This is a genomic window from Arthrobacter gyeryongensis (assembly GCF_039543785.1).
GTDB classification, from domain to species: domain Bacteria; phylum Actinomycetota; class Actinomycetes; order Actinomycetales; family Micrococcaceae; genus Arthrobacter; species Arthrobacter gyeryongensis.
In genome coordinates this window covers 134418-159841 of sequence record NZ_BAABKK010000030.1, presented here as the reverse complement: position 1 = coordinate 159841, position 25424 = coordinate 134418, and the positions used below count along the sequence as shown (strand labels likewise).

The following is a 25424-nucleotide window of genomic DNA, read 5'->3' as shown; positions in this document are numbered from 1 at the left end:
CTTACGCTGGCTTTGTTCGCACGTCCAGGAGGTGGCTGCATGACCAGCGTGTCGCTGTATCTGGACGTCGACGGCGTGGTGAACCCCTTCGGTCCCATGGGCTTCACCGATTGGGGTACTGAATGGAAAATCGCCGACGCCGGGATCCTGGACGTCGTTTACGCCTCCGAACTGGTTGACGAGCTCAATGAGCTGGCCGCTCATCCTGCGGCGAGGTTTGTCTGGCTGACGACGTGGCAGCGGCTCGCCCCTGAGTTCCTGTGCCCGGCCATCGGCCTCCACGGTGAGCATTGGCCCGTCCTGACCAGCGATGGTTGGGACCAGACCGCCGATTGGTGGAAGCTGGACGTTCTGCAAAAGGACGTCCAAGAGTCCGGAGCCGAGCGGATCGTGTGGATGGACGATCAGCTGAACCATGAAGCCGCGGCCAGGTCCTGGGCCGAATTCCTCGGCAACCGTATGCTTTGGATCTCACCGGACCCGCGGAGTGGCCTGTCACGCAGCGATATAGCGGCTGTTCGGCAATTCCTTGGATGATTCTGGGCCAACGCGCAACGTTTTGCCATGCCGGCAATGGCACGTAAGATTCTTAGGGTTTCACGCCCGCCATAGTTAATTCCGCCAGTACAGTCAGATGAACGCACGCTGAACTGTTTTTTGTTGGGCAGGCCCGGGGAAGTGGAACTGCGCATCATCGACTCTGCAGATTGGGCACCAGGTGGGAATCACCTTCATGGTCGCGCTTGTCATAGCGCTGGCCTTATTTTTTGACTTCACCAACGGCTTCCACGACACTGCGAACGCCATGGCGACTCCGATCGCCACGGGTGCCATCAAACCCAAAACGGCTGTTGCCTTGGCCGCAGTGCTCAACCTCGTGGGCGCGTTCCTCTCGACCGAAGTGGCGAAGACCATTTCGGGAGGCCTTATCCGCGAGGGCACGGACGGCATCCACATCACGCCGGAGATCATCTTCGCGGGGTTGATGGGGGCGGTCCTGTGGAACATGTTCACGTGGCTCAAGGGGCTGCCGTCCAGTTCCTCGCACGCGCTTTTTGGCGGCCTCATCGGCGCGGCGATCGTCGGCATCGGATTCCACGCGGTCAACTTCGATACCGTGCTCCAGAAGGTCATCCTTCCGGCCGTTTTCTCGCCACTGCTCGCCGGTGCCGTGGCGTATCTATGCACCAAGCTGGCCTACGCCCTGACGTCCCGGCATGACCCCGAGACTGGCGACAAGCTGACCCAGAAGCGCGGCGGATTCCGTACCGGCCAGATCTTCACCTCAAGCCTGGTCGCGTTGGCCCACGGCACCAACGACGCGCAAAAGACCATGGGCATCATCACCCTCGTCCTGATTGCCGCCGGAACCCAGCCAGCCGGCAGCGGCCCGCAGCTCTGGGTCATCGGGGCCTGCGCACTCGCCATAGCAATCGGAACCTATGCCGGCGGCTGGCGCATCATCCGGACCATGGGCTCAGGGCTAACCGACGTCAAGCCGGCCCAGGGCTTCTCCGCGGAAGCCAGCACGGCTTCGGCCATCCTCGCTTCCTCCCACCTCGGCTTCGCGCTCTCAACCACGCAGGTGGCTTCCGGCTCAGTCATTGGCTCGGGACTCGGGCGCAAGGGCACCACGGTGCGCTGGGGAACGGTGGGGCGCATCGCCACCGGCTGGCTCTTCACCCTCCCTGCGGCTGCGATCGTCGGCGCCTTGACCGCGTTCCTCATCGGCACCGGCACCGTCGGCGTGGTTATCGCCGCAGTTGTGGGCACCGCCGTCGTCGTCTACATGTTCATTTATTCGAGGAAGTCGCACGTGAGCCACCACAACGCCGTCGAGGTCGAGGAAGCCGGTACTGCGGTCCGCTTCCGGAAGAAGAACGCCAAGAAACAGAATCTGGGCAAGAGCATGAGGAAGGACATCCAGGCATGAAGTGGTTGGATCTGGTACAGGTGGCCGGCGCGACCCTTGTGGCGGCGTTGGTCCTGGTAGTGCTGTATTCGCTCGGTGTCCGCCTCACCGCCATCGCGGGCGACGCCCGGCGGAAGTCACCTGCGATGGTCCGGTCCGTTGCCTACCTGTGTTTCGCGGCCTGCGGGATCGCCGTGCTTTTCGGGATCTACCTGATCGTCCCGTACTTCACGAAGTAGCTGGGAACGCCGCCGCCTCATGGGTAGGGTGGGGCCATGGCGGATTTCCAGTACTACGTGGCATCCTCGCTTGACGGGTTCATCGCCACCAAAGAAGACGATCTCGGCTGGCTGCTCCAGTTCGAAGAGGCCGAGGGCGTCACCGAAAGCTACGAAGACTTCATGGCGGGGATCGGCTGCATCGTCATGGGCGGCCAGACCTATCGCTGGCTCATGGAACACGAACCGGGCAAATGGCCCTATCCGGGTATTCCATGCTGGATCTTCACCCACCACGAATACGCCGCGCCGCCCGGTGCGGACGTCACGTTCGTCCGTGGCGAGGTTCAAGAATTCGCGCCGGATCTGGTTGCCGACGCCGGCGACAAGAACGTGTGGCTGGTGGGCGGTGGAAACCTGGTGGCCCAGTTCGCCAAGGCCGGCCTGCTGGACGAGATGATTGTCACCCTGATCCCTGTCGCCCTGGGTTCCGGTAAGCGCTTGCTGCCTGTCGAGAGCCCGACGGCGCCGCTCGAGTTGAGCTCGACCCGCACCCTTGGTGGCGCGGCAGTCGAGCTGCGCTACAGATTCCCCGCGCGCGCCGGGTCAGCGGGCCCTGTTCTCCCGGATCATGTTGGTAATCCGGGCAGTTGACAACCGTCGGCCGTGTTCGTCGGTCATGACAATTTCATGGGTGGCGAGCGTGCCGCCCAAGTGGATGGCCGTGCATGTGCCGGTCACCAAGCCGCTCGCTATGGAGCGATGGTGGGTCGCGCCCACCTCGATTCCCACCACGTGTCGTCCCGCTCCGGCATGCAGGGCAGCCGCGAAGGAGCCCAAGGTTTCGGCGAGAACCACATGGGCTCCGCCGTGGAGGATACCGGCAACCTGGGTGTTGCCTTCCACCGGCATCGTGGCGACGGTCCGTTCCGGGCCCAGTTCAAGGAACTTGATGCCCATCTTCACCACGAGCGAGCCCACGCCATAGCGGGAAAGCCAACCGTGCAACTCTTGCGGGACCCCGGCCGCAGTGAGTTCGTCAGTGAACGGGCCCGGCGTGAAATTGTCCATCATGGCAACTAGGCTGGCACCTGTGAGCGAAACAACCAAACCGGAATCAGTTCCCACGGCAACGTCAAAGCCAGTGTCAACTGCAACAGCAACTGCCACTGCAACGGCACCAGACCCTTCAACAACCATTGCGGGCACCGCGGCAGGTGGCCGGCCGAGGCTTTTGGTCCTTGATGGCCACTCCATGGCGTTCCGGGCATTCTATGCTCTGCCGGCAGAGAACTTCGCCACATCCTCGGGCCAGCACACCAACGCCGTGCATGGCTTCACCTCGATGTTGATCAACCTCATCAAGGACCAGAGGCCCACCCACGTTGCAGTGGCCTTCGATGTCTCGGACGACACGACGTTCCGCAAAGCGGAGTACAGCGAATACAAGGGTGGCCGCAACGAGACTCCGCCGGAATTCCGCGGACAGATCGATCTCATCGATCAAGTCATGGAAGCGTGGGGCATCAAGACCATCAAGATGCCCGGGTACGAGGCTGACGACATCCTCGCCACCCTCGCGGCGCAGGGCGATGCCGCGGGCTTCGAAGTCCTCCTGGTATCGGGGGACCGTGACGCTTTCCAGCTCATCACGGACAACGTGTTCGTTCTCTACCCGAAACAGGGCGTTTCAAACATTCCGCGCATGGATGCGGCGGCCATCGAAGAGAAGTACTTCGTTCCGCCGTCCCGCTACTCCGATCTCGCCGCTCTGGTGGGAGAGTCCGCCGACAACCTCGCCGGCGTTCCCGGCGTCGGCCCCAAGACCGCAGCCAAGTGGATCAACCTCTACGGCGGCCTGGAAGGGATCCTGGAGAACCTGGATTCCATCGGCGGCAAGGTAGGCGGAGCCCTCCGGGAAAACATCGACGCCGTGAAGCGGAACCGCCGCCTCAACCGACTCCTGCACGACCTCCAACTCCCCGTGACACTCGCCGACCTCGAGGAACCGCGCCCTAACCGCCAGGAGGTCGAGACTCTGTTCGACACCCTCGAATTCAGGACGCTCCGCACCCGGCTGTTCGCACTCTACGGCGACGACACAACCGGCGCGGCTCCCGAAACCATCGACGCGCCCGACTACAAGATCCTGGACAACGCGGCCGCCCTGGAGGAGTTCTTCGCCGCCGGCGCGGGTAGCCGTGCCGCCGTCGCCGTGCAGTTGGTCCCGGGTCGGATTGGCGACGACGCCGATGCCCTCGCGATCGTGCGCTCCAACGGGGCTGCCTACATCGAGCTGTCGTCCTTGGACGCCCCGGCCGATGCCGTCTTGGCCAAGTGGCTTCAAGACCCCGAAGAGGCCAAGGTCATGCACGAGTTCAAGGATGCCTTGAAGGCCTTGCACCACCGTGGGCTTGGCCTGGAAGGCGTAGTGGATGACACTGCCATTTCGGGCTACCTGATCCAGCCGGACCGCCGCAGCTACGAGCTCGCCGAGCTTGCCCAGCACCACTTGCGGATCACCGTCGCGGCTGCGGTGGCGCCAACCGGACAGTTGGAACTCGAACTCGGCGATGGGCCGGACGGTGCCGCGGCCAGCGCGCTCGTCCAGCAGGCCGCCGTCGTGCACGCACTTAGTAAGCACTTCGAAAGCGAGCTCGCCGAACGCAAGGCCGAGGCGCTCCTGACCACCTTGGAGCTGCCGGTCGCACGGGTCCTGGCCCAAATGGAACTTTCGGGCATTGCCATCTCCATGGAGCGCCTGAACGAACAGCTCGCGGACCTCGCCAAGGTGATCGACAACGCCCAGGAGCAGGCATTTGCCGCCATTGGCCACGAGGTCAATCTCGGATCGCCCAAGCAGCTGCAAACGGTCCTCTTCGAAGAGCTTGGCCTGCCCAAAACCAAGAAGATCAAGTCCGGCTACACAACGGACGCCGCTTCGCTGAAGGCCCTCCTGGAGAAGACCGGCCACGAGTTCCTGGTGCAGCTCATGGCCCACCGCGAATCCTCCAAGCTGGCCCAAATGCTGGAGACCCTCAAGAAATCTGTGGCCGAGGATGGCCGCATCCACACCACATACGCGCAGAACGTCGCGGCGACTGGGCGTATCTCCTCGAACAATCCCAATCTGCAGAACATCCCGGTGCGCAGTGAGGAAGGCCGGCGCGTCCGCGGGATCTTCGTCGTCAGTGAGGGCTACGAATGCCTGCTGTCTGCCGACTACTCGCAGATCGAAATGCGTATCATGGCGCATCTGTCCGGCGATGAGGGACTCATCCAGGCGTACAAGGAGGGTGAGGACCTGCACCGCTATGTCGGCTCCCACATCTTCAACGTGGCGCCGGAAGAGGTCACGAGTGCCATGCGCTCAAAGGTCAAGGCCATGTCTTATGGATTGGCCTACGGACTGACCTCGTTCGGCCTGTCCAAGCAACTGGAAATCTCGGTCGACGAAGCCAGGACCCTCATGAAGGACTACTTCGACCGCTTCGGCGCCGTGCGCGACTATCTGCGCGGCGTGGTGGAGCAGGCCCGGATCGACGGCTACACCGCCACGATCGAAGGCCGCCGCCGCTATCTTCCGGACCTGACCAGCACGGACCGCCAGCACCGGGAGATCGCTGAACGCATTGCGCTGAACTCGCCGATCCAGGGTTCGGCGGCGGACCTTATGAAGCGGGCCATGCTCGGTGTTTCGGCCGAGCTGACCAGCCAGGGGCTGAAGTCCCGCATGCTGCTGCAGGTCCATGACGAACTCGTGCTCGAGGTTGCCCACGGCGAACGCGAAGCTGTCGAAAAGCTCGTCACCGAACAAATGGGGACGGCGGCCCAGCTCACCGTGCCGCTGGACGTGCAGCTCGGAGTCGGCTCCAGCTGGTATGACGCGGGGCACTAGGAAACGCGCTGTGTAGACGCAGCCACGGGGCACGCCGCCTATATGGTGGCGTGCCCCATGCTGTCTGGCTAGGCTCGGGACGTGGCTGACCCCAAGGAAACAAACGAAAAATACAACGTCAAGCGCTTTCGTTCCGTCGACAAGGAGAACCCGGACTACGGACAAGCACGTGATTGGCTCCGGGCCGTTGGCTTCGGATTCCATGACGAGCAACGAAGCGATGAGCTCATCGACCAGATTCTGGCGATGTACCAAGCGGACAACCGGGAGCTGACGGGCGTTTACGTCAACGACGAACCACCGTTGCACGCGCTCAACCCGGGATTTCCGGTGGCTACCTTTGGAACGCTGGAAAACAAGCTGAATGTTGGCTTCGGCCAGGAACTGCGGACGCGCCAGATCACGGCTGTCACTGTCCGCGGAACGCACCGGCGCCACGGCATCCTGCGGGGGATGATGACCGCCGATCTCGCCGATGCCAAGGACGATGGCTTCGCCATGGCCGCCCTGACCGCGTCCGAGGCATCCATCTACGGCCGCTTTGGATTTGGCGTCGCAACCTTCGAGCGGAGCATCAAGGTGGACACCGGTCCGAAGTTCCGGATCCGTCACGAGCCCGTTGGCCGGGTGGAGATCGCCGATCCAAGAGTCCTTCTCGAACTCGCGCCGGAGGTATTCGAACGGCTTCACCACCGTACGCCCGGGTCCATTGTGAGGCAGGACTCCTACCGCCATCACGTGTCCGGGGCCATGAAGCGTGACGGCACTGAAGACAAAGCCATCAAATGCGCGCTCCACTACGGACCAGACACGGCCATTGACGGCTATGTGTCCTACAAGTTCGCCGGCTGGGACACGAAGCCATACACGGTGGAAATCGTGGACCTCGTCGCCGCGACGGATTCGGCGTACCTGGAACTGTGGCAATTCCTGGGCAGTATCGATCTCGTCGATCAGGTCTCCTGGCCTGAGGCTCCCGTTGAAGACCCCCTCGCGTGGGCACTCGTGGACGGGCGCTGCGTCACGTCTTCGGACTATCGCGACATGTTGTGGTTGCGTGTCCTGGACGTCCCTGCAGCCTTGTCGGCCCGCCGCTACGGCGCCGACGGACGGTTGGTGCTCGAAGTCCGGGACGCGCTCGGTTTTGCCGACGGTACGTGGGAATTGACGTCCGACGGCGGCGCCGTCACGGTCAAGGAGGCTGATGGCGGGAGCCCGGACCTGAGCATGGATGTCACCGATTTGGGGTCTGTCTATTTGGGTGCCGTCAATCCTGTAATCTTGGCTTCGGCTGGCCGGATCCGCGAGCACACGCCAGGGGCAGCATTGGCCGCCCAGCACATGTTCGCCGTCGAACGTCCAGCCCATTGCCTGACGCACTTCTAGGCGCATCTCCACACTCACGCACGATCTACAACAGAAGAGGATTCCATGGGGGAATTCCAGCCGGGGGGCCACTCCTCCGGCCCATCAGGGCTGCCGGGCCGGCGGTCCTTGCTGGCGGCCGCCGCCGGACTCGCGATGACCGGCCTGGCCGCCTGTGCCCAACAACCGGGAACCGCCCCCGCGCCACGCCCCGCAACGGTTTCAACGCCGGTCGCCGAAGAGGTGGGCCAGCATCCGGTCGTGCCCGAGACCCGGCCGGCACCGCCGTCGAGGTCCCAGGTTGTGGCGGAATTCTCCGGGCGCAAGCCCGTCGAATGGGGGCTTGCAGTCGCTGGCGTGGTATCGAAAACCGCGTCCACGCATGCGGTCTTGACGTTTGATGCGTGCGGTGGCCCCCAAGGCTCGGACTGCGATCAACGTTTGCTCAAGACTTTGCGCAAGCTGAACGTTCCCGCCACTCTGTTCGTCAATGGCCGTTGGATCAACGCCAACCCCGGGCTGGCGGCCGAGCTCGCGGCCGATCCCTTGTTCGAGCTCGGCAACCACGGTTACCGGCACCAGCCCCTATCGGTCAACGGGCGCTCGGCGTACGGCATCCCGGGCACCGCCAATGCCGGCGAAGTATATGACGAAATCATGGGCAACCAGGAGGTCGTGGAGCGGCTCTGCGGCAAAGCCCCCCGCTTTTTCAGGTCGGGAACCGCCTACTATGACGACGTCGCGGCGGCGATCACCAATGCCCTCGGACTGGTCCCCGTGAGCTTCACCGTGAACGGCGACGGCGGCGCGACCTTCCCGGCCCCGACGGTCGCGGCCGAAGTGGGGAAAATTGCTGGCGGACACGGCGCCGGCCAGATTGTGATCTCGCATTTCAACCAGCCCGCCGGTGGCACCGCAGAGGGATATGCCCGCGCCCTTCCAGGCTTGCTGGACCGTGGCGTGACGTTCGCGCGGCTTGGTGACACGCTGCCGCTTTGACCCTCCTTGAGGCAAACGACTAGAATGAACGGGCGCATGCTACGTGCGCGCAAATTTACAATCCACAATTCAGGATGACCCGGCGTTTTGCCGTGTCCTGCGGACCGGCGACGGAAAGCGGGCGGTTTGCCTGACCGATACTCTATCCACAACGGAGCCCCTACTACATGACCATCACCTCCACCGAGAAGCCCGGTACCCCCGTAGTCGCGATCAACGACATCGGTACCGCTGAGGACTTCCTCGCAGCTGTCGACGCGACCATCAAGTACTTCAACGACGGAGACCTCGTCGAAGGTATCGTCGTCAAGGTTGACCGCGACGAAGTTCTGCTCGACATCGGTTACAAGACCGAAGGTGTCATCCCTTCCCGCGAGCTCTCCATCAAGCACGACGTTGACCCCGGGGACGTCGTCTCCGTTGGCGATCAGGTCGAAGCCCTGGTGCTCACGAAGGAAGACAAAGAAGGCCGACTGATCCTCTCCAAGAAGCGTGCTCAGTACGAGCGTGCCTGGGGCGACATCGAGAAGGTCAAGGAAGAAGACGGTGTCGTCACCGGTACCGTCATCGAGGTTGTCAAGGGTGGTCTTATCCTCGACATCGGTCTGCGCGGCTTCCTGCCCGCATCCCTCGTCGAGATGCGCCGCGTCCGCGACCTCGCTCCGTACATCGGTCAGCAGATCGAAGCCAAGATCATCGAGCTGGACAAGAACCGCAACAACGTTGTTCTTTCCCGCCGTGCATGGCTCGAGCAGACCCAGTCCGAGGTTCGCTCCACGTTCCTCAACAAGCTGGAAAAGGGCCAGGTCCGTCCCGGCGTCGTTTCCTCCATCGTCAACTTCGGTGCATTCGTGGACCTTGGCGGCGTAGACGGTCTGGTTCACGTTTCCGAGCTGTCCTGGAAGCACATCGACCACCCGTCCGAGGTCGTCGAGGTTGGCCAGGAAGTCACCGTCGAGGTTCTCGAAGTGGATCTGGACCGCGAGCGCGTGTCCCTGTCCCTCAAGGCCACTCAGGAAGACCCGTGGCAGACCTTCGCCCGCACCCACGCCCTCGGCCAGGTTGTTCCGGGTAAGGTCACCAAGCTGGTTCCGTTCGGTGCGTTCGTTCGCGTCGAAGACGGCATCGAAGGCCTCGTTCACATCTCCGAGCTGGCTGTTCGCCACGTTGAGCTTGCTGAGCAGGTCGTCTCCGTTGGCGACGAGCTCTTCGTCAAGGTCATCGACATCGACCTCGAGCGCCGCCGCATCTCCCTCTCCCTCAAGCAGGCTAACGAGGGCGTTGACGCCGACAGCACCGAGTTCGACCCGGCTCTGTACGGCATGGCCGCTGAGTACGACGAAGAGGGCAACTACAAGTACCCCGAGGGCTTCGACCCCGAGTCGAACGAATGGCTCGAGGGCTACGAGACGCAGCGCGCCGCTTGGGAGCAGCAGTACGCTGACGCCCAGGCACGTTGGGAAGCTCACAAGAAGCAGGTTTCCCAGCACGCTGCTGACGACGCCGCTGCTGCCGCTTCCGGCGAGAGCGACTCCGGCACCACCAGCTACTCCTCCGAGCCGGCTGTCACCGAGTCCAACGCGGGCACCCTGGCATCCGACGAGGCCCTCGCAGCTCTGCGCGAGAAGCTGACCGGCAACTAATTGCCACCGGCCTGGATTTCCAGGCCGGGACAAAAGCGGCTCCTGCGGTTCATTTATGAATCGCAGGAGCCGCTTTTGTTTAACCCTGTTGCGCTGGTTGCTCAAGACCAAGGTCCCACTGGACATGCCCCCGTTCGCAGCAAGGACTGGACATACACCCACTATGTTCAACGGTGGCGATCAGGGGTGGGCATGCGCCTTCGTGTGGACACCCAGCTGACTCATAATTGATAATGGTCTATCAGATATTGGCCCGCCACAGTGGGCTCGTGGTTGGTTCCTTGGACGGAGTAGTCTCGTGCGGATGGGCGTGATCAGTCTTATGAACCCCTTGGTTCCTACTTTTCCTGAGGCAGTACTTTCTTTTGCTCCGCTCGCTTTGCTCTTGCTGGCAGCGCTGGCCATCATCACTTTCTATGCAATCAAGTTGTTCCGAAAGGCAAGATCCAAGGCGCTCCCGCATGGTTCACGCGGAAAGACTGCATCGCAGAATGACCACGATCTGAAGTAGACCCTTGCTTGTTCAAAAACTCAATGCGCGGGGTCCCACAGGACATGCCCCTCGTTCGCAGCAAGGACTGGGCATGTACCCACTATGTGCAGTGGTGCCGGTCAGCGGCGAGCATGTCCTTAGTGCGGAAGCTCAGGCCTGGACGTCGACCCATTCCGTTCCCCGCAATTGGAGTCCCGAGGCGCCGCCGGTCATCGCCGCCAGCCGCTCACCGGCGTCGGCGATTGCGTTTGCATCATCGGGCAGGGCCACCCGCAGGATTGTCTCCGTGGGCTCGTAGCTCGTTTCGGCCATGACGTAGCCCGCGGAGCGCAGATCGTTTTCAAGCCTTCCGGCCGCGTGGTGGGGCACAGGGATGTCGCAAATCCGCAAGCGGCGTCGCTGAACCAGGGGAGCGGAGTCCAGTGCGGCCGAAATTGATTCGGAGTATGCACGGACCAGTCCGCCGGCGCCCAGGAGGATCCCGCCGAAATAGCGCACGACGACGGCACTTACGTCGCTGAGGTCAGTCAGCCCGGGCAGTGTCTCGCGTTTGATGAGCGCCTCAAGCATGGGGATGCCGGCTGTTCCGGAGGGCTCGCCGTCGTCGTTGGAACGCTGGATGGCTCGATCGGGACCGAGGACGAATGCCGAGCAGTGGTGCCGGGCGTCATGGAATTCCTTGCGCAATTCCGCTACCAAGGCGCGCGCGGAGTCTTCGTCGGAGGCGCGGCGCAGCACGGTGATGAAGCGCGAACGCCTGATCTCGAGTTCGTGGCGGAAATCGTCTCCAAGCGCCAACGTTGTGTACGCGGTCGCCCGGCTTTCTTCCTGTTCTGCCACCGACCCAGTCTAGTGTGGAGGGGTGCTGAAGATTGGACTTACCGGCGGGATAGCCTCCGGCAAATCGCTCGTGTCCGCCCGGCTCAGGAAGCTTGGCGCTGTCTTGATCGACGCCGATGCGCTGGCCCGCGAGGTCGTGGAACCGGGCACGCCTGGCTTGGCGGGCGTCGTGGCCGAGTTCGGTGAAGACATTGTCGACGCCGAAGGGCGCCTTGACCGGGCACGCCTCGGCGCGATTGTGTTCGCTGAGCCGGATCGCCGGGAGGCGCTCAACGCGATCATCCATCCACGCGTCCGGGAGCGGGCTGCCGCGATGCTCGCGACCGCGAAACCCGGAGACATCGTCGTCCAGGATATTCCGCTGCTGGTCGAAACCGGGCAGGGCAGCAGCTTCCACTTGGTGGTGGTGGTCGATGCAACGGACGAGGAACGGATCCGGCGCATGACGGAGATCCGTCGCATGACAGTCGAGGACGCGGTGTCGCGCATGGCAGCGCAAGCCGGCCGGGATGAACGGTTGGCGGCGGCCGACATCGTGTTGGACAACTCCGGAACTGTTGAGGATGTCAATGAGCTCGTGGAGACCCTCTGGGAAGAACGTTTGGCACCGTTTGCCCGCAATCTTGCAGCCGGCCGCCCGGCACCGCGGGCAGGCGGACCCGTCTTGTCCCCGCCAAACTCCGACTGGCCTGTCCAGGCTGAGCGGCTGCTTGCCAGGATCCGGCGGGCGTCTCCGGAGGTCTTGGGCGCAGACCACATCGGTTCGACGGCGGTACCCTGCCTGCCTGCCAAAGACGTCATCGACCTGCAGGTAAGTGTGTCCTCCCTGGAAGCCGCAGACCGGATAGCCCGGGCCTTGGGTGAGGCCGGTTTCCCGTTGCAGGAGGCCTCCGCCCGCGACGCACCCAAGCCGCCGGACCTGGATCCATCGGCATGGCAAAAGCGCTTCCATCGCAGCGCGGACCCCGGGCGCCCCGCGAATGTCCATGTCCGTGTGCTTGGAAGTCCGGGCTGGCGTTATGCGTTGTTGTTCCGGGATTGGCTCCGAGCCAACTCCGACGCCGTCCGTATGTATGCGGACATGAAACAAGAGCTTGCCGCGCTCCACGGCGGCGACCACCGGACCTTGGAGTATGCGGAGGCCAAGGAGCCCTGGTTCACCGAGGTGGCCTGGCCGCTCATGGATGCCTGGGCCAGGAGCAGCGGGTGGCAGCCGCCGTCGTATCCCATGGCGCAAGGCTAGAAAACGCGGACAGTAACTGTCCGCGGGCGGGGGTACATTGGATTCATGAGTCTTGCCCAAGAGATCAATCGAGTCGTCGCGCCGTTTGAGGTCATTAGCGAATTCAAGCCGGCAGGCGACCAGCCGGCCGCTATCGCGGAGCTGACCGAACGGATCAACAACGGCGAGAAAGACGTCGTGCTGCTCGGTGCCACTGGTACAGGCAAGAGTGCCACCACCGCCTGGTTGATCGAACAGGTCCAGAGGCCCACTTTGGTGATGGTCCAGAACAAAACCCTGGCCGCGCAGCTCGCCAACGAGTTCCGCGAACTGCTGCCCAACAACGCGGTCGAGTACTTCGTTTCGTACTACGACTACTACCAGCCCGAAGCCTACGTTCCCCAGACGGATACCTTCATCGAGAAGGACTCCTCCGTGAATGAGGAAGTCGAGCGGCTGCGGCACTCGGCCACCAACGCGCTCCTCACGCGCCGGGATGTCATCGTTGTGGCTACCGTGTCCTGCATCTACGGCCTCGGCACTCCGGAGGAGTACATCGCCGGAATGGTCACGCTCACCAAGGGTGCCGAAATGAACCGGGACGATCTCCTGCGGAAGTTTGTAGGCATGCAGTACACCCGCAACGACATGGACTTCCACCGCGGCACGTTCCGCGTCCGCGGAGACACCGTGGAAATCATCCCCATGTACGAAGAGCTGGCCCTGCGGATCGAGTTCTTCGGCGACGAGATCGAGAACATCTACACCCTGCATCCGGTCACGGGCGATGTCATCCGTGAGGAAACCGAGATGTACATCTTCCCGGCCTCGCACTATGTCGCCGGTCCGGAACGCATGTCGCGCGCCATCACAGCCATCGAGGAAGAGCTCGCGCAGAGGCTCAAGGTCCTCGAAGGCCAGAACAAGCTCGTGGAGGCCCAGAGGCTGCGTATGCGCACCACCTACGACCTTGAGATGATGCAGCAAATGGGTTTCTGCAACGGCATCGAGAACTATTCACGCCACATCGATGGCCGCGGCTCCGGCACGGCCCCGCACTGCCTCATCGACTACTTCCCGGACGACTTCCTGCTCGTCATCGACGAATCCCACGTCACGGTCCCACAGATCGGCGCCATGTACGAGGGCGACATGTCGCGCAAGCGCACCCTTGTGGACCACGGCTTCCGGCTTCCTTCCGCCATGGATAACAGGCCGCTCAAATGGGATGAGTTCCTGGAACGGGTGGGCCAGACCGTCTATCTTTCCGCGACCCCCGGCAAGTACGAGCTCGGGAAGGCCGATGGGACCGTCCAGCAGATCATCCGCCCGACCGGACTGATCGATCCCGAAGTCATCGTGAAGCCGACCAAGGGCCAGATCGACGACCTCCTTGGCGAAATCCGGACGCGCGTGGAGCGCGACGAACGCGTGCTGGTCACCACCTTGACCAAGCGCATGGCCGAGGACCTCACCGACTACCTGCTGGGCCACGGGGTCAAGGTCCAATACCTGCACTCCGACGTCGACACCCTCCGTCGCGTGGAGCTGCTCCGTGAACTCCGCATGGGCAGCTTCGACGTCCTGGTGGGCATCAACCTGCTCCGTGAGGGCCTCGACCTGCCCGAAGTGTCACTTGTCAGCATCCTCGACGCCGACAAGGAAGGCTTCCTGCGTTCGGCCACCTCCCTCATCCAGACCATCGGGCGCGCCGCCCGAAACGTCTCGGGCCAGGTCCACATGTATGCCGACCGGATCACGGACTCCATGGCCAAGGCCATCGAGGAAACCAACCGCCGCCGGGAAATCCAGGTCAAGTACAACAGCGACAACGGTGTCGATCCACAACCGTTGCGCAAGAAGATCGCAGATATCACCGATCAGCTAGCCCGCGAGGACGCCGACACCCGCGAGTTGCTCGCCGCAGCCGGTAAGGGCGGCCGGACCGGCAAGGGCAAGGGCGCTACCAAGGTCCGGCAGGATGGCCTGGCCGCGGCGCCGGCCGAGGACCTGGTGGGCCTGATCGAACAGCTGACCGAGCAGATGCACGCGGCCGCCGCCGAACTCCAGTTCGAGATCGCTGCGAGGATCCGTGACGAGGTAGGCGACCTCAAGCGCGAACTGCGCCAAATGCAGTCCGCCGGGCACGCCTAGGGTAAAGTTGGGCCTACGTAGGGGAGTATCCCAAGCGCTAGGTCCGTCAACACGCAAGGCACAGACGCCTCGCCGGGCCTAGCGGATCGCCGTTTGAGCGCTGTTGCCTTCGGGCTTGGAGACGCAGGCAGGTCGGAGAGACTTACGCCGTTTCGGCGTACCTGCGAAAGGCATTTTAAATGCAACTCCCCGCCTGGTTTGAGATCGGCTCTTTTGTCGTTCTCGGAATCATCCTCCTTGTCGACCTTCTCCTGGTGCTTAAGCGTCCGCACGAACCCTCCATGAAGGAAGCAGGCCTCTGGGTCGCCTTCTACGTCACCCTTGCCTTGGTGTTCGCCGGAGCGATGTTCGCTTTTGCCGGCCCGGAGCATGGCAGCCAGTTCATCGCCGGATGGGTGACCGAATACAGCCTGAGTATCGACAACCTTTTTGTCTTCATCATCATCATGGCGCGGTTCTCTGTGCCCCGTAAGTACCAGCAAGAGGTGCTCATGGTGGGCATCATTATCGCCCTCGTCCTGCGCGGCATCTTCATTGCCCTGGGTGCAGTGGTGATTGAGCAGTTCAGCTGGGTCTTCTACATCTTCGGCGCGTTCCTCCTGTGGACGGCGTGGAAGCAGGCCACCGACAACGGCGAAGACGAGGAACACGGCGCCGAAAACCCGCTGATCGCCCGCATCCGCAAAGTCGTCCCGATGTCGGAGAAGTTCGACGGCGGCAAGCTGCGCACCACAGTCAACGGCAAGAAACTGTTTACGCCCATGCTGATCGTCTTCGTGACCATCGGTATGACGGACCTCTTGTTCGCCGTAGACTCCATTCCGGCGATCTTCGGACTGACTCAGAGCGCCTTTATCGTCTTCACTGCCAACATCTTCGCCCTCATGGGCTTGCGCCAGCTGTACTTCCTGCTTGGTGGCCTCATGAGCCGGCTGATCTACCTCAAGCACGCATTGTCGGTCATCCTCGCGTTCATCGGCGTCAAGCTGGTCCTGCACGCCATGCACGTCAACGAACTGCCCTTCATCAACGGCGGCCACCATATTGAATGGGCTCCGGAGATTCCGACCTATGTGTCCCTGGCGGTCATCATCGGCACCATCGTTGTGGCGGTTTTCGCGAGCCTCCTGACACCGGCCGCCAGCAAGTCCAAACTGGACGCACGGCTCGAGGAAGATTCCCGCAAGAGCATGAACGAGGTCAGCGGCCACTAAGGAGAGCGTAGCCACTAACAACAGCGGAGCGTTTTGGAGCCCCGGTCATTGCGATGGCCGGGGCTCAGTTCTTGCCGCGGGCCATCCCCAGGAGCCGGTTGAAGATTCCCTCCCCGTCTTCGCCGATGCCATCGTGATGAAAATCGCCCGTGGTCCAGGCCTGCAGTCCGCGGACGGCGGCTGCGGTTTCCATGGAGAGCTGGAAGTCCACATAGATATCGTCGCGATAAACGGCAGCTGCGACGGGCACAGTGTTCGCGTTCAGCCGGGGCACATCGTAGAGGGGTTTCCAGTCCTGCTTGGCGGCCAACAGCTCGGCTACTTCCTGCAGGGGTACGAGCGCCGGATCCTGTTTGAAGTACCAGGGGTAGACCATTTCGCCCGTCAGGAGCGGCTCCGCGACGTCGGGCTGGAACTCGGGGAATTCCGCGCGCACCCGCCACGCCGCCCAGTCGGTGGCCTGCCCTTGGCCGTAGATGGACTCGTGCAAGACCGCGTACAGGGGATTCGATGCGCGGGAAACGAGCCCGTAGACCTGTTCCAGAAACGCATCGGCGAGGCGTTCTCCGTCCTGGGAAGGTACGAAGGCATCCTCCAGGAGGGTGTGCAGGGCATCCACGCGGGCGTTCCCGCCCAGGAACGATCCCACCATTTGGAAGCGTTCCGTGGTGAGGCGTTCTCCGCTGGGCAGCCGCTCGTCCGTGGATTCCAGATGCCGCGCAATCCGGGTAACCAGCTTGCGGTCCTCCGGATACCACGCGAAGTATTCCGCGTTCCGTTCCGCAACCCGTTGGAAGGTGGCCCGGTAGACGCGCTCGGCCGGACCTTCCAGCGGGGCCAGCCCTCCCGTGATGAGTACTTCGCTCAACCCTTCCGGCGCGAAGGACAGGTATGTCAGCGCGCAGAAACCACCGAAGCTCTGGCCCAGGACGGTCCACGGCTCCGAGCCCAAGATCTTCCGGATGAGTTCGGCGTCGGCCACGATCGAATCTGCCCGGAAATGCGTGAGGTAGACCGCCTGCGCCGCGGCATCGCCCCGGAGCGGCAAGGTATTGCGGTCCGCCGGAGTGGACAGGCCCGTGCCCCGTTGATCCAGCATCAGGATACGGAAACTCCTCGCGGCAGCCTTCATCCAGCCGGACAAGGACGTTGTCCGGGTTCCGCGTCCGCCGGGCCCGCCCTGAAGGTAGAGCAACCACGGCAGCCGCGCCGCGTCCTCCTCCGAGTGCTCCGCTGAGACGAACTCCCGGGCGAAGACGGTGATCGTTTCGGCGGTGCCGGGAGCTTCCTCACCTCCGGACGCCCAATGGTTGAGCGGAACCGTGAAGAAGTGCTCCGTGGTGCGGACACCCCGGAATTCGTGGCGTGCCCGGACGGTGTGGGCCCCTTGCTGGACCGCTTGTTCAGCCACGCGTTCAGCCATGAGCCATCACCTTGTCATCGCTGCCGAAGGCACCCAGCGCTTCGCCGGTCAGCCGGAAGGTCGACCAGCCGTCCATGGGAACGGCGCCGAGGCCGCGGTAGAAGTTGATGGACGGTTCGTTCCAATCCAGGACGCTCCATTCCACCCGCGCGTAGCCGCGTTCGACGGCGGTGGCGGCCAGATGCTGCAGGAGCGCCTTCCCGTGGCCCTCGCCCCGCGCATCGGGCGTGACGTAGAGGTCCTCGAGGTAGATGCCGTGGACGCCTTCCCACGTGGAGTAGTTCAGGAACCACAAAGCGAATCCCTGCACGTCCCCGGCCGCGTTTTCCGCCATGTGCGCATATACCCGCGGATTTGCGCCGAACAAAGCCTCGGTGAGCATTTCCGGCGTGTTCTTCACGGCGTCGGGCTCTTTTTCGTAGACCGCAAGCTCATGGATCATCTGCAGGATCGCAGGGACATCGGACACTGTGGCAGGGCGGATAACACTCATGATTCGAGCTTACTAGGCGCCTAGAGGCGGTTGACCGAGGTCACCTTGACCACGGCGGTGCCGCTCTCGTCCGAGGCGGCCAGATCCACTTCGGCGGAAACGCCCCAGTCATGGTTGCGGGCCGGGTCATCGAAAATCTGCCGCACCCGCCAGATGCCGGGTTCCTCCGTGATCATGAGGAGGCCCGGGCCCCTGGCGTCGGGGCCGGTTCCGATGTCGTCGTGTTCGTCGAAGTAGTCATCCAAAGCGTCTTCCCAACGCTCCGCATCCCAGCCGCTGCCGGCGTCGAGCTCGCCCAACGCGGCCGCGTCTTCGTCCGCGAACAACTCGACCCGCCGGAACATTTCGTTGCGGACCATGACCCTGAAGGCGCGGATGTTGGACGTGAGCGACGGCGGGGGAGGCGGCGGAGCGTCGTGCGGGGTCGGAGCCACCCCGGAGGTGAGCTCTTCCCACTCGTCGAGCAGGCTGGAGTCGACCTGGCGGACCAGTTCTCCCAGCCAGGCGATGAGGTCCTCGAGGTCTTCGCGGAGCGAGTCCTGCGGCACCGTCTGGCGCAGGGCCTTGAAGCCATCGGCCAGGTACCGCAGAACGATCCCCTCGGAGCGGGCCAGACCGTAGAACTGGACGAACTCGCCGAAATTCATGGCGCGCTCGTACATGTCCCGGACCACCGACTTGGGAGCCAGTTCGAAGTCGCCCACCCACGGTGCGGCCTTGCGGTACACCTCGAATGCTTCGCCCAGGATCTCCGCCAACGGCTGCGGGTAGCTGACTTCTTCAAGCATCGCCATACGCTGGTCGTAATCAATGCCGTCGGCCTTCATCGCGGCGACCGCTTCGCCGCGTGCCTTCTTCTGCTGCGCAGAGAGAATCTGCCGGGGCTTCTCGAGGGTTGCTTCGATCACGGACACTACGTCCAAGGCGTACGACGGCGACTCCGGATCCAGCAGCTCGAGCGCGGCAAGGGCAAACGGTGAAAGCGGCTGGTTGAGGGCGAAGTTGGCTTGCAGGTGAACGGTCAGCCGGACGGAACGGCCTTCTTTCTCCTGCTCGGCCTCGGGAATGCGTTCAACCACTCCGGCTGCCAACAGCTCGCGGTAGATACTGAGGGCCTTCTTCATGAGTTGGAGTTGCGCGGGCCGTGTCTCGTGGTTTTCGGTGAGCAGACGGCGGGCAGCGGCGAAGGGGTCGCCGGGGCGCTCCATCAAGTTGAGCAGCATTGCATGCGTCACGGTGAAACTCGAGGTCAATGGGTCCGGCACGGACTCCACCAAACGGGTGAAGGTGGGCTGCCCCCAGGAGACGAAGCCTTCCGGCGGCTTTTTCCGCACGACTTGCCGCAGTTTCTTCTGGTCGTCGCCGAACTTCGCGGTGGCCTTCGCCATCGCCTTCGCGTTCTCCACGACGTGTTCGGGAGCCTGCACAACGACTGTTCCGGCAGTGTCATAGCCGGCGCGGCCGGCGCGGCCGGCGATTTGGTGGAATTCCCGGGAGTTCAGCAGGCGGGTGCGGACGCCGTCGTACTTGCTGAGCGCCGTGAGGAGGACCGTGCGGATGGGAACGTTGATCCCGACCCCGAGCGTGTCGGTGCCGCAAATGACCTTCAAGAGTCCTGCTTGTGCCAGTTGCTCCACGAGGCGGCGGTACTTGGGCAGCATGCCTGCGTGGTGGACGCCGATGCCGTGGCGGACCAGCCGGTTCAGGGTCTTGCCGAAGCCGGCGGCGAACCTGAAGCCGGCGATCAGCTCGGCAATCTTGTCTTTCTCCTCGCGGGTGCACATGTTGACGCTCATGAGGTTCTGGGCCCGCTCGATGGCTTCGACCTGGCTGAAATGCACTACGTACACGGGAACCTGCTTGGTGCTCAGCAGTTCCTCAAGGGTTTCGTGGACCGGCGTTTCCTGGAAGTAGTAGTGGAGCGGGATGGGGCGTTCGGCCGAACTGACGGTGGTGGTGGGCCGTCCGGTGAGTTCGCTCAGGCCGGTTTCGAAGCGGCTGACGTCTCCCAGGGTGGCCGACATCAGCAGGAATTGCGCCTGGGGGAGTTCCAGTAGCGGCACTTGCCACGCCCAACCGCGCTGGGGATCGGAGTAGAAGTGGAATTCGTCCATGATGACCGTGCCAAGCTCGGCTTCCTTGCCTTCGCGCAAAGCGATATTGGCGAGGATTTCGGCGGTGCAGCAGATGATCGGGGCATCCTGGTTGACTCCCGAATCGCCGGTGATCATGCCAACGTTCCCGGCTCCGAAAATGTCGCAGAGGGCGAAGAACTTCTCGGAGACCAAGGCCTTGATGGGGGCGGTGTAGTAGCTGCGCATCCCGCGGGACATCGCTTCGAAGTGCGCGGCGATCGCCACAAGGGACTTCCCGGAACCGGTGGGGGTTGCCAAGATGACATTGGAGCCCGACGCGAGTTCCATGATGGCCTCGTCCTGGGCGGGGTACAGCTGCAGCCCGCGGCTCTCCGCCCATTCGACGAAGCGTGTGTAGATTTCGTCCGGGTCAACGCGTCCGCTGTGGGGGAGCTGCTCAAGAAGTTTCATTGCCTTCCAGCTTAGTGTGGGTGGAGCGCACCACGGAGACCGACAATGGAGGATGCAGTGAAGTGGGATCCGGCCAAGTACGTCGAGTTCGGCAATCACCGCGACCGGCCGTTTTTTGACCTGACGTCGAGGATCCTGGCGGAGGACCCCCGGCACGTCGTGGATCTTGGCTGCGGACCGGGGAACTTGACGGCGACCCTCGCGACGCGGTGGCCGGATGCGGCCGTCGTCGGGCTGGACTCGTCCGAGGAAATGCTGGCCAAAGCCCAGGTCCTCGCTGCCGCGCAACCGAGGCTTTCGTTCGCGCCGGCCGACATTGCCGAGTGGACGCCGGAAGCGGACACCGACGTCGTGGTCAGCAATGCAGCGCTGCAGTGGGTGCCGGGGCACCTGACGATGCTCGCCACCTGGCTCGAAGCGCTGAAACCGGGCGCATGGTTTGCGCTCCAAGTCCCCGGAAACTTCGGTGCGCCTTCCCACGTGCTCATGCGCGAACTGGCCGCCTCACCGGAGTTGTCCGGAAGGCTGTCCGGTGTGCTGCGCCATGACGACGCGGTGGGGGAACCGGCGGACTACCTGCGGATCATGCTCGACGGCGGATGCGACGCCGACGTCTGGGAAACCATTTACCAGCAACTTCTGCCGGGAGCCGATCCTGTCCTGGAGTGGGTGCGCGGGACCGGCCTGCGTCCAGTGCTGGCGGCCCTTCCCGAAGACGAAGCACGCGACTTCGAAAACGAATACGCGGCCGCGCTCCGCGAGGCATATCCACGGGGCAGGCACGGGACCGTGTTTGCCTTCCGCAGGATTTTTGCGGTGGCACAAAAGCGAGGCTGAGCGGTCCCACCTCCAAAGGACGCCGGAAGTGCCGCAATTGCAAGGTTTCGCACTGTGTTCTGAACTAGAATGGCAACGCGATCTCGGGGTGGCATCGTGCGGAATCCGCTGCTCCGGAGGCCAACGATTGGAGGCAGTGTGCTGGCATCTTTGCTGTTGCAGCGGCTCGCCCCCTATAAGGCCCATGTGCTGGCCATCGTTCTCCTGCAGCTTGTCCAGACCGGCGCCACACTCCTCCTGCCCACCTTCAATGCCAAGATCGTCGACGACGGCCTTGTCGCCGGTAACAGCGAGGTGATTCTGCGCCTGGGCGCCTGGATGCTGGTTCTCACGGTGATCCAGGTGCTTGCCGCCGTGCTCGCAGGCTACCTTGGAGCGATTGTCGCCATGAAGGTTGGCCGCGGGCTGCGGCGGGAACTCTTCGACAAAATTCATTCCCTGCCCGATCAAGACGTCGCAGCCTTCGGACCGGCCAGCCTCGTGGTCAGGACCACCAATGACGTCCTGCAGCTGCAGAACATCACGGTGCTCGTTTTCGGCATGCTGGTGGCAGCGCCCGTCATGGGCATCGGAGGCGTGATCCTTGCAGTCGAACAGGACGTAGCCCTGTCCTGGATCGTTTTCGCCATCGTTCCAGTGCTGCTGATCATCATGCTGTTGATTGTCCGCAAGCTCGTCCCGCTGTATCGCGAGGGCCAAGGACTGGTGGACCGGATCAATGGGGTCCTCCGCGAACAGATCCTGGGGACCGCGGTCATCCGTGCCTTTGTCCGCCAGCCGTTTGAGATGAAACGGTTCGAGGCCGCCAACGACGCCCTGACAAAGAACAATCTCCATTCTGCCCGGATCGTCGCGGCCATGCTTCCGCTTGTCATGACCGTGGTCAACCTTTCGTCCGCGGGCGTGGTCTGGCTTGGCGGGCACCGCATCATCGCCGGCGACATGCAGCTGGGTGCGCTTACTGCATTCATCGCCTACATCATGCAGATCCTCCTCGCGATCATGATGGCAATGTATGTATTAAGCACGGCGCCCCGCGCGGCTGTCAGCGCTGAACGCGTCACCGAAGTGCTCGATACGGAATCCGAAATGGTCCTGCCGGGAAACACCGCCGGTGGGATGGTGGCTCGCCCCTCGCGGTCGGAAGGCCTGCGCTTCGACAACGTCGTTTTCGCCTACCCAGGAGCCGAAACGCCCGTATTGGACAGCATCACCTTCCACGCGGCTCCGGGGACGACGACGGCGGTCATCGGCTCCACGGGAAGCGGCAAGTCGACCATCGTCAGCCTTGTGCCGAGACTCCTCGAGGTAAGCAGTGGAAGCATCTCGCTCGATGGCCGGGACATCGCGACCTTTCCGCTCGCGGCTTTGCGTGACCAGCTCGGCGTCGTGCCCCAGGAGAGCTGGCTGTTCCGCGGCACCATCGCCGAGAACCTTCGGATTTCACTACCGTCGGCGACGGATTCGCAATTGTGGCATGCCCTTGAGACGGCCCAGGCCGCGGATTTCGTGAACGAGTTGCCTCAAGGACTGGAAACCACGTTGTCCCAGGGCGGCGCCGGTCTGTCCGGCGGTCAGCGACAGCGCTTATGCATAGCCCGTGCAATTCTGCGCCGCGCATCCGTCTACCTGTTTGACGATAGCTTCTCAGCGCTGGACACAGTGACGGAAGCAAAGCTCCGTGCCGCGCTTGAACCGGAACTCCGCGGTGCGACCGTCATCCTTGTCGCCCAGCGCGTCAATACGGTGGTGTCGGCGGACCAGATACTGCTCATCGACGAGGGCCGCCTGGTGGCACAAGGAACTCACGACGAACTTCTTGAGTCCTCGGAGACCTACCGGGAAATCGTAGCGTCCCAGCTGGAAACGGAAGAAGCCGCGTGAGCAGCGAAGGCGAGCACCTCGCCGTCACAGCGAAACCGTCGCGTGCGCTCCTCCGCCTGGTGGGCTTGATGAAGCCCTCCAAGGGAATCATGACCACGGCGATCCTGTGCATCTGCGGCTTTGTCACGCTCAATGTCGCCGCCCCCAAGATACTCGGTGACGCCACCGACGTCATCGCGGCCGCGGTGTTCGGCGCGCAGTTCGACGCCGGGCGCTTCGTCTTCCTGTTGCTCCTGGCCGCAGGCATGTATTGCGTCACCTCGTTGCTCAGCTGGGCGCAGGGCCGCCTCAACGCCCTCGCCGTGCAGCGGCTTGCATACGACCTCCGTGAAGCCGTGGAAGCGAAACTGCACCGGCTTCCCGTGGCCTATTACGACGGCCGCTCCCGGGGCGATGTCTTGAGCCGCGCCACGAACGACCTCGACAACGTGTCGCAGACGCTCAACCAGCTCCTTTCCCAGCTCCTGACCTCAACGCTGATGGTCATCGGTTCCCTCGGGATGATGCTGCTGCTTTCGCCGCTTCTAGCCGTCGTGTCCCTGCTGGCCGTTCCGGTTTCGGCGCTGGCGTCGATTGTCGTGACCCGACGCTCGCAGAAATACTTCGTCCGGCAGTGGGAAGCCACGGGGGACGTGAACTCCCTCGTGGAGGAGACAGCCACAGGTCATGAGACCATCAAGCTTTTCAACGCCCAGTCGTCGATGGCCGTCCGCTTCGCTGACCACAACGACGGCCTGTACGCCGCTAGTTCCAAGGCGCAGTTCGCTTCGGGGTTGCTGGTACCCCTCATGGCCTTCGTATCGAACGCCAGCTACGTGGGGGTTGCCATTGTTGGTGCACTCCAGTTCCTCGCCGGGGCGATGACCATCGGCGGCATTCAAGCGTTCATCCAATTCAACCGGCTCTTCAGCCAGCCGCTGGGCCAGATCGGCGGAATGGCCCAAGTCCTGCAATCGTGCGCAGTGTCCGCCAGCAGGGTCTTCGAGCTGTTGGACGCCGCTGAACTAACACGGGAACCGGCGGAACCGGACGGCGGCGCGCGCGCCGATGCCGGTTCGGGCTTCGATTCCCGGTTTGATGCCCCTTCGGGGAGGGTGGCCTTTGAACGTATCTCCTTCAGCTACAGGCCGGAAGCGCCCCTGATCGAGGACCTGTCCTTCCACGTGGAACCCGGACAGACGGTGGCAATCGTCGGGCACACTGGAGCGGGGAAGACCACGCTGATCAGCCTCCTCATGCGTTTCCACGAACTCGGCTCCGGCAGGATCACCATCGACGGCGTGGACATCGCCAGCATGGGACGTGATGCACTCCGTCGGAATTTCGGCGTCGTTCTCCAGGATCCGTGGATTTTCACCGGCACCATCCGGGAGAACATTGAGTATGGACTTCCGGGCGCCAGCGAGGCAGAGATCGTGGCCGCAGCCGAGGCGAGCCATGTTGACCACTTTGTCCGCTCGCTGCCCAACGGTTACTCAACCATGCTCAGCAACGGAGGAGATCCCCTCAGCCAGGGCCAGAGGCAATTGCTCAGCATCGCGCGCGCACGGCTCTCGGGCCGCCCGATTCTGATCCTGGACGAGGCGACAAGTTCGGTGGATACCCGCACGGAAGTCCTTATCCGCCAAGCGATGCACAGACTGCGGAGCAACAAGACCTCATTCGTCATTGCGCACCGCTTGTCCACCATCCGCGACGCTGATCTAATTCTCGTCATGGACCACGGACGGATCGTTGAACACGGCACCCATCATTCGCTATTGGCGCTTGGCGGGCACTACACCCACTTGCACGAAGCTCAGTATGCCGCCGGTGGCGACGAACTCGCCGCGATGCCGGTGAAGTCCGCGAAGCATCGCGCCGGCCAGGGGGAGAGGGAAGCCTCATGAGTCCGCTTGAGTTTCCCGGTTCGTGGCGTCCCAGTCAGTCCAGCACGGTCGCCTTGTATGAACAGCTTCGGCTCCGCATCATCGAGTTGGCCGACGGCGGTACCTTGGCTGTCGGTACCAAACTTCCCGCGGTGCGCAGCCTGGCCGAACAGCTGGATGTCGCCCCCCACACGGTGGCCCGGGCGTACAAGGAACTTGAAGCTGCCGGGGTAGTCGCCACCCGTGGCCGCAATGGAACCGTGGTGTGCGCCCGGGATGACCGCTGGAGCGCATTGGCAGCCGTGGCTGCGAGCTACTCGGCGGCGGCCAAAGCGCAGGGCGCCAGTTTCGCGGAGGCCGTGCAGCTTCTGGCGGCCGCCTACGACGCCGATTGATACCTGTCGGTAGGCCGTGG

Annotated in this window: 20 protein-coding genes; 15 read left to right on the top strand and 5 right to left on the bottom strand. The window is 63.2% G+C overall.

Going from position 1 to position 25424, the window contains the following annotated elements:
- Window positions 1–39: 39 nt before the first annotated feature.
- The 4 genes from ABEA18_RS19735 to ABEA18_RS19720 all read left to right on the top strand — a co-directional run bounded on the left by ABEA18_RS19735 (window position 40) and on the right by ABEA18_RS19720 (window position 2784).
- The gene (locus ABEA18_RS19735) at window positions 40–537 is read left to right on the top strand and encodes an HAD domain-containing protein (protein ID WP_345451989.1); all 498 of its coding nucleotides are present in this window, start codon (window positions 40–42) and stop codon (window positions 535–537) included.
- 181 nt (window positions 538–718) lie between these two features.
- Window positions 719–1933: an inorganic phosphate transporter gene (locus tag ABEA18_RS19730; protein WP_345451987.1), complete on the top strand. Its 1215-nt coding sequence runs from the start codon at window positions 719–721 to the stop codon at window positions 1931–1933.
- A complete protein-coding gene (locus ABEA18_RS19725) occupies window positions 1930–2151 on the top strand; it encodes a hypothetical protein (RefSeq protein ID WP_345451985.1) in 222 nt (73 codons plus the stop codon). Before ABEA18_RS19730 ends, ABEA18_RS19725 begins: the two co-directional genes overlap by 4 nt.
- A 36-nt stretch (window positions 2152–2187) precedes the next feature.
- Entirely contained in the window at window positions 2188–2784 is a 597-nt protein-coding gene (locus tag ABEA18_RS19720) for a dihydrofolate reductase family protein (RefSeq protein WP_345451983.1), read from the top strand.
- Here the strand turns inward: ABEA18_RS19720 and ABEA18_RS19715 are convergent.
- Window positions 2737–3204: a hotdog fold thioesterase gene (locus tag ABEA18_RS19715; RefSeq protein ID WP_345451981.1), complete on the bottom strand. Its 468-nt coding sequence runs from the start codon at window positions 3202–3204 to the stop codon at window positions 2737–2739. The two genes, ABEA18_RS19720 and ABEA18_RS19715, sit on opposite strands and share 48 nt — an antisense overlap.
- Before the next feature lie 181 nt (window positions 3205–3385).
- Between ABEA18_RS19715 and polA the strand changes: the two genes are divergently transcribed.
- The 4 genes from polA to rpsA all read left to right on the top strand — a co-directional run bounded on the left by polA (window position 3386) and on the right by rpsA (window position 10035).
- Window positions 3386–6028 carry a DNA polymerase I gene (gene polA / locus ABEA18_RS19710; protein WP_345452214.1) on the top strand — a complete coding sequence of 881 codons (2643 nt, stop codon included), beginning with the start codon at window positions 3386–3388 and terminating at the stop codon, window positions 6026–6028.
- Window positions 6029–6109: 81 nt separating this feature from the next.
- Window positions 6110–7414: a GNAT family N-acetyltransferase gene (locus ABEA18_RS19705; protein WP_345451979.1), complete on the top strand. Its 1305-nt coding sequence runs from the start codon at window positions 6110–6112 to the stop codon at window positions 7412–7414.
- Window positions 7415–7459: 45 nt separating this feature from the next.
- Window positions 7460–8392 (top strand): polysaccharide deacetylase family protein, encoded by a 933-nt coding sequence (locus ABEA18_RS19700; protein WP_345451977.1) that lies wholly within the window; start codon window positions 7460–7462, stop codon window positions 8390–8392.
- Between the two features lie 167 nt (window positions 8393–8559).
- Complete coding sequence (gene rpsA, locus ABEA18_RS19695; protein WP_078108781.1) at window positions 8560–10035, top strand: 30S ribosomal protein S1; 1476 nt, start codon at window positions 8560–8562, stop codon at window positions 10033–10035.
- A 643-nt stretch (window positions 10036–10678) separates the two neighbouring features.
- Here the strand turns inward: rpsA and ABEA18_RS19690 are convergent.
- Entirely contained in the window at window positions 10679–11368 is a 690-nt protein-coding gene (locus ABEA18_RS19690; protein ID WP_345451974.1) for an IMPACT family protein, read from the bottom strand.
- A 22-nt stretch (window positions 11369–11390) separates the two neighbouring features.
- Here ABEA18_RS19690 and coaE point away from each other — a divergent pair, with 22 nt between their 5' ends.
- The 3 genes from coaE to ABEA18_RS19675 all read left to right on the top strand — a co-directional run bounded on the left by coaE (window position 11391) and on the right by ABEA18_RS19675 (window position 15958).
- Window positions 11391–12611 carry a dephospho-CoA kinase gene (gene coaE, locus ABEA18_RS19685; RefSeq protein ID WP_345451972.1) on the top strand — a complete coding sequence of 407 codons (1221 nt, stop codon included), beginning with the start codon at window positions 11391–11393 and terminating at the stop codon, window positions 12609–12611.
- A gap of 45 nt (window positions 12612–12656) precedes the next feature.
- Window positions 12657–14744, top strand: a complete 2088-nt coding sequence (gene uvrB, locus ABEA18_RS19680) for an excinuclease ABC subunit UvrB (RefSeq protein ID WP_345451970.1) — start codon at window positions 12657–12659, stop codon at window positions 14742–14744.
- 179 nt (window positions 14745–14923) lie between these two features.
- The gene (locus tag ABEA18_RS19675) at window positions 14924–15958 is read left to right on the top strand and encodes a TerC family protein (RefSeq protein ID WP_345451968.1); all 1035 of its coding nucleotides are present in this window, start codon (window positions 14924–14926) and stop codon (window positions 15956–15958) included.
- Window positions 15959–16022: 64 nt separating this feature from the next.
- Here ABEA18_RS19675 and ABEA18_RS19670 read toward each other — a convergent pair whose 3' ends face one another.
- From ABEA18_RS19670 to ABEA18_RS19660, 3 genes are read right to left on the bottom strand one after another with little or no spacing between them, the layout of a single operon-like run.
- Complete coding sequence (locus ABEA18_RS19670) at window positions 16023–17381, bottom strand: alpha/beta fold hydrolase (RefSeq protein WP_345451966.1); 1359 nt, start codon at window positions 17379–17381, stop codon at window positions 16023–16025.
- Window positions 17374–17874 carry a GNAT family N-acetyltransferase gene (locus ABEA18_RS19665; RefSeq protein WP_345451965.1) on the bottom strand — a complete coding sequence of 167 codons (501 nt, stop codon included), beginning with the start codon at window positions 17872–17874 and terminating at the stop codon, window positions 17374–17376. The genes ABEA18_RS19670 and ABEA18_RS19665 overlap by 8 nt, the downstream gene beginning before the upstream one ends.
- Before the next feature lie 20 nt (window positions 17875–17894).
- A complete protein-coding gene (locus ABEA18_RS19660; protein ID WP_345451964.1) occupies window positions 17895–20420 on the bottom strand; it encodes a DEAD/DEAH box helicase in 2526 nt (841 codons plus the stop codon).
- A 57-nt stretch (window positions 20421–20477) separates the two neighbouring features.
- Here ABEA18_RS19660 and ABEA18_RS19655 point away from each other — a divergent pair, with 57 nt between their 5' ends.
- From ABEA18_RS19655 to ABEA18_RS19640, 4 genes are all read left to right on the top strand, one after another.
- Window positions 20478–21257 carry a trans-aconitate 2-methyltransferase gene (locus ABEA18_RS19655; RefSeq protein ID WP_345451963.1) on the top strand — a complete coding sequence of 260 codons (780 nt, stop codon included), beginning with the start codon at window positions 20478–20480 and terminating at the stop codon, window positions 21255–21257.
- Window positions 21258–21395: 138 nt separating this feature from the next.
- Window positions 21396–23141 carry an ABC transporter ATP-binding protein gene (locus ABEA18_RS19650; RefSeq protein WP_345451961.1) on the top strand — a complete coding sequence of 582 codons (1746 nt, stop codon included), beginning with the start codon at window positions 21396–21398 and terminating at the stop codon, window positions 23139–23141.
- Window positions 23138–25030: an ABC transporter ATP-binding protein gene (locus ABEA18_RS19645; protein ID WP_345451959.1), complete on the top strand. Its 1893-nt coding sequence runs from the start codon at window positions 23138–23140 to the stop codon at window positions 25028–25030. The genes ABEA18_RS19650 and ABEA18_RS19645 overlap by 4 nt, the downstream gene beginning before the upstream one ends.
- The gene (locus ABEA18_RS19640; protein ID WP_345451957.1) at window positions 25027–25404 is read left to right on the top strand and encodes a GntR family transcriptional regulator; all 378 of its coding nucleotides are present in this window, start codon (window positions 25027–25029) and stop codon (window positions 25402–25404) included. The genes ABEA18_RS19645 and ABEA18_RS19640 overlap by 4 nt, the downstream gene beginning before the upstream one ends.
- The last annotated feature ends 20 nt before the right edge of the window (window positions 25405–25424 follow it).

Excerpts from the sequence above, each read along its gene's own strand:
- ABEA18_RS19735 (WP_345451989.1), top strand. The coding sequence starts at position 40 with ATGACCAGCGTGTCGCTGTATCTGGACGTCGACGGCGTGGTGAACCCC.
- ABEA18_RS19725 (WP_345451985.1), top strand. The coding sequence starts at position 1,930 with ATGAAGTGGTTGGATCTGGTACAGGTGGCCGGCGCGACCCTTGTGGCG.
- ABEA18_RS19720 (WP_345451983.1), top strand. The coding sequence starts at position 2,188 with ATGGCGGATTTCCAGTACTACGTGGCATCCTCGCTTGACGGGTTCATC.
- ABEA18_RS19715 (WP_345451981.1), bottom strand. The coding sequence starts at position 3,204 with ATGATGGACAATTTCACGCCGGGCCCGTTCACTGACGAACTCACTGCG.
- polA (WP_345452214.1), top strand. The coding sequence starts at position 3,386 with ATGGCGTTCCGGGCATTCTATGCTCTGCCGGCAGAGAACTTCGCCACA.
- ABEA18_RS19700 (WP_345451977.1), top strand. The coding sequence starts at position 7,460 with ATGGGGGAATTCCAGCCGGGGGGCCACTCCTCCGGCCCATCAGGGCTG.
- rpsA (WP_078108781.1), top strand. The coding sequence starts at position 8,560 with ATGACCATCACCTCCACCGAGAAGCCCGGTACCCCCGTAGTCGCGATC.
- uvrB (WP_345451970.1), top strand. The coding sequence starts at position 12,657 with ATGAGTCTTGCCCAAGAGATCAATCGAGTCGTCGCGCCGTTTGAGGTC.
- ABEA18_RS19675 (WP_345451968.1), top strand. The coding sequence starts at position 14,924 with ATGCAACTCCCCGCCTGGTTTGAGATCGGCTCTTTTGTCGTTCTCGGA.
- ABEA18_RS19670 (WP_345451966.1), bottom strand. The coding sequence starts at position 17,381 with ATGGCTGAACGCGTGGCTGAACAAGCGGTCCAGCAAGGGGCCCACACC.
- ABEA18_RS19665 (WP_345451965.1), bottom strand. The coding sequence starts at position 17,874 with ATGAGTGTTATCCGCCCTGCCACAGTGTCCGATGTCCCTGCGATCCTG.
- ABEA18_RS19660 (WP_345451964.1), bottom strand. The coding sequence starts at position 20,420 with ATGAAACTTCTTGAGCAGCTCCCCCACAGCGGACGCGTTGACCCGGAC.
- ABEA18_RS19640 (WP_345451957.1), top strand. The coding sequence starts at position 25,027 with ATGAGTCCGCTTGAGTTTCCCGGTTCGTGGCGTCCCAGTCAGTCCAGC.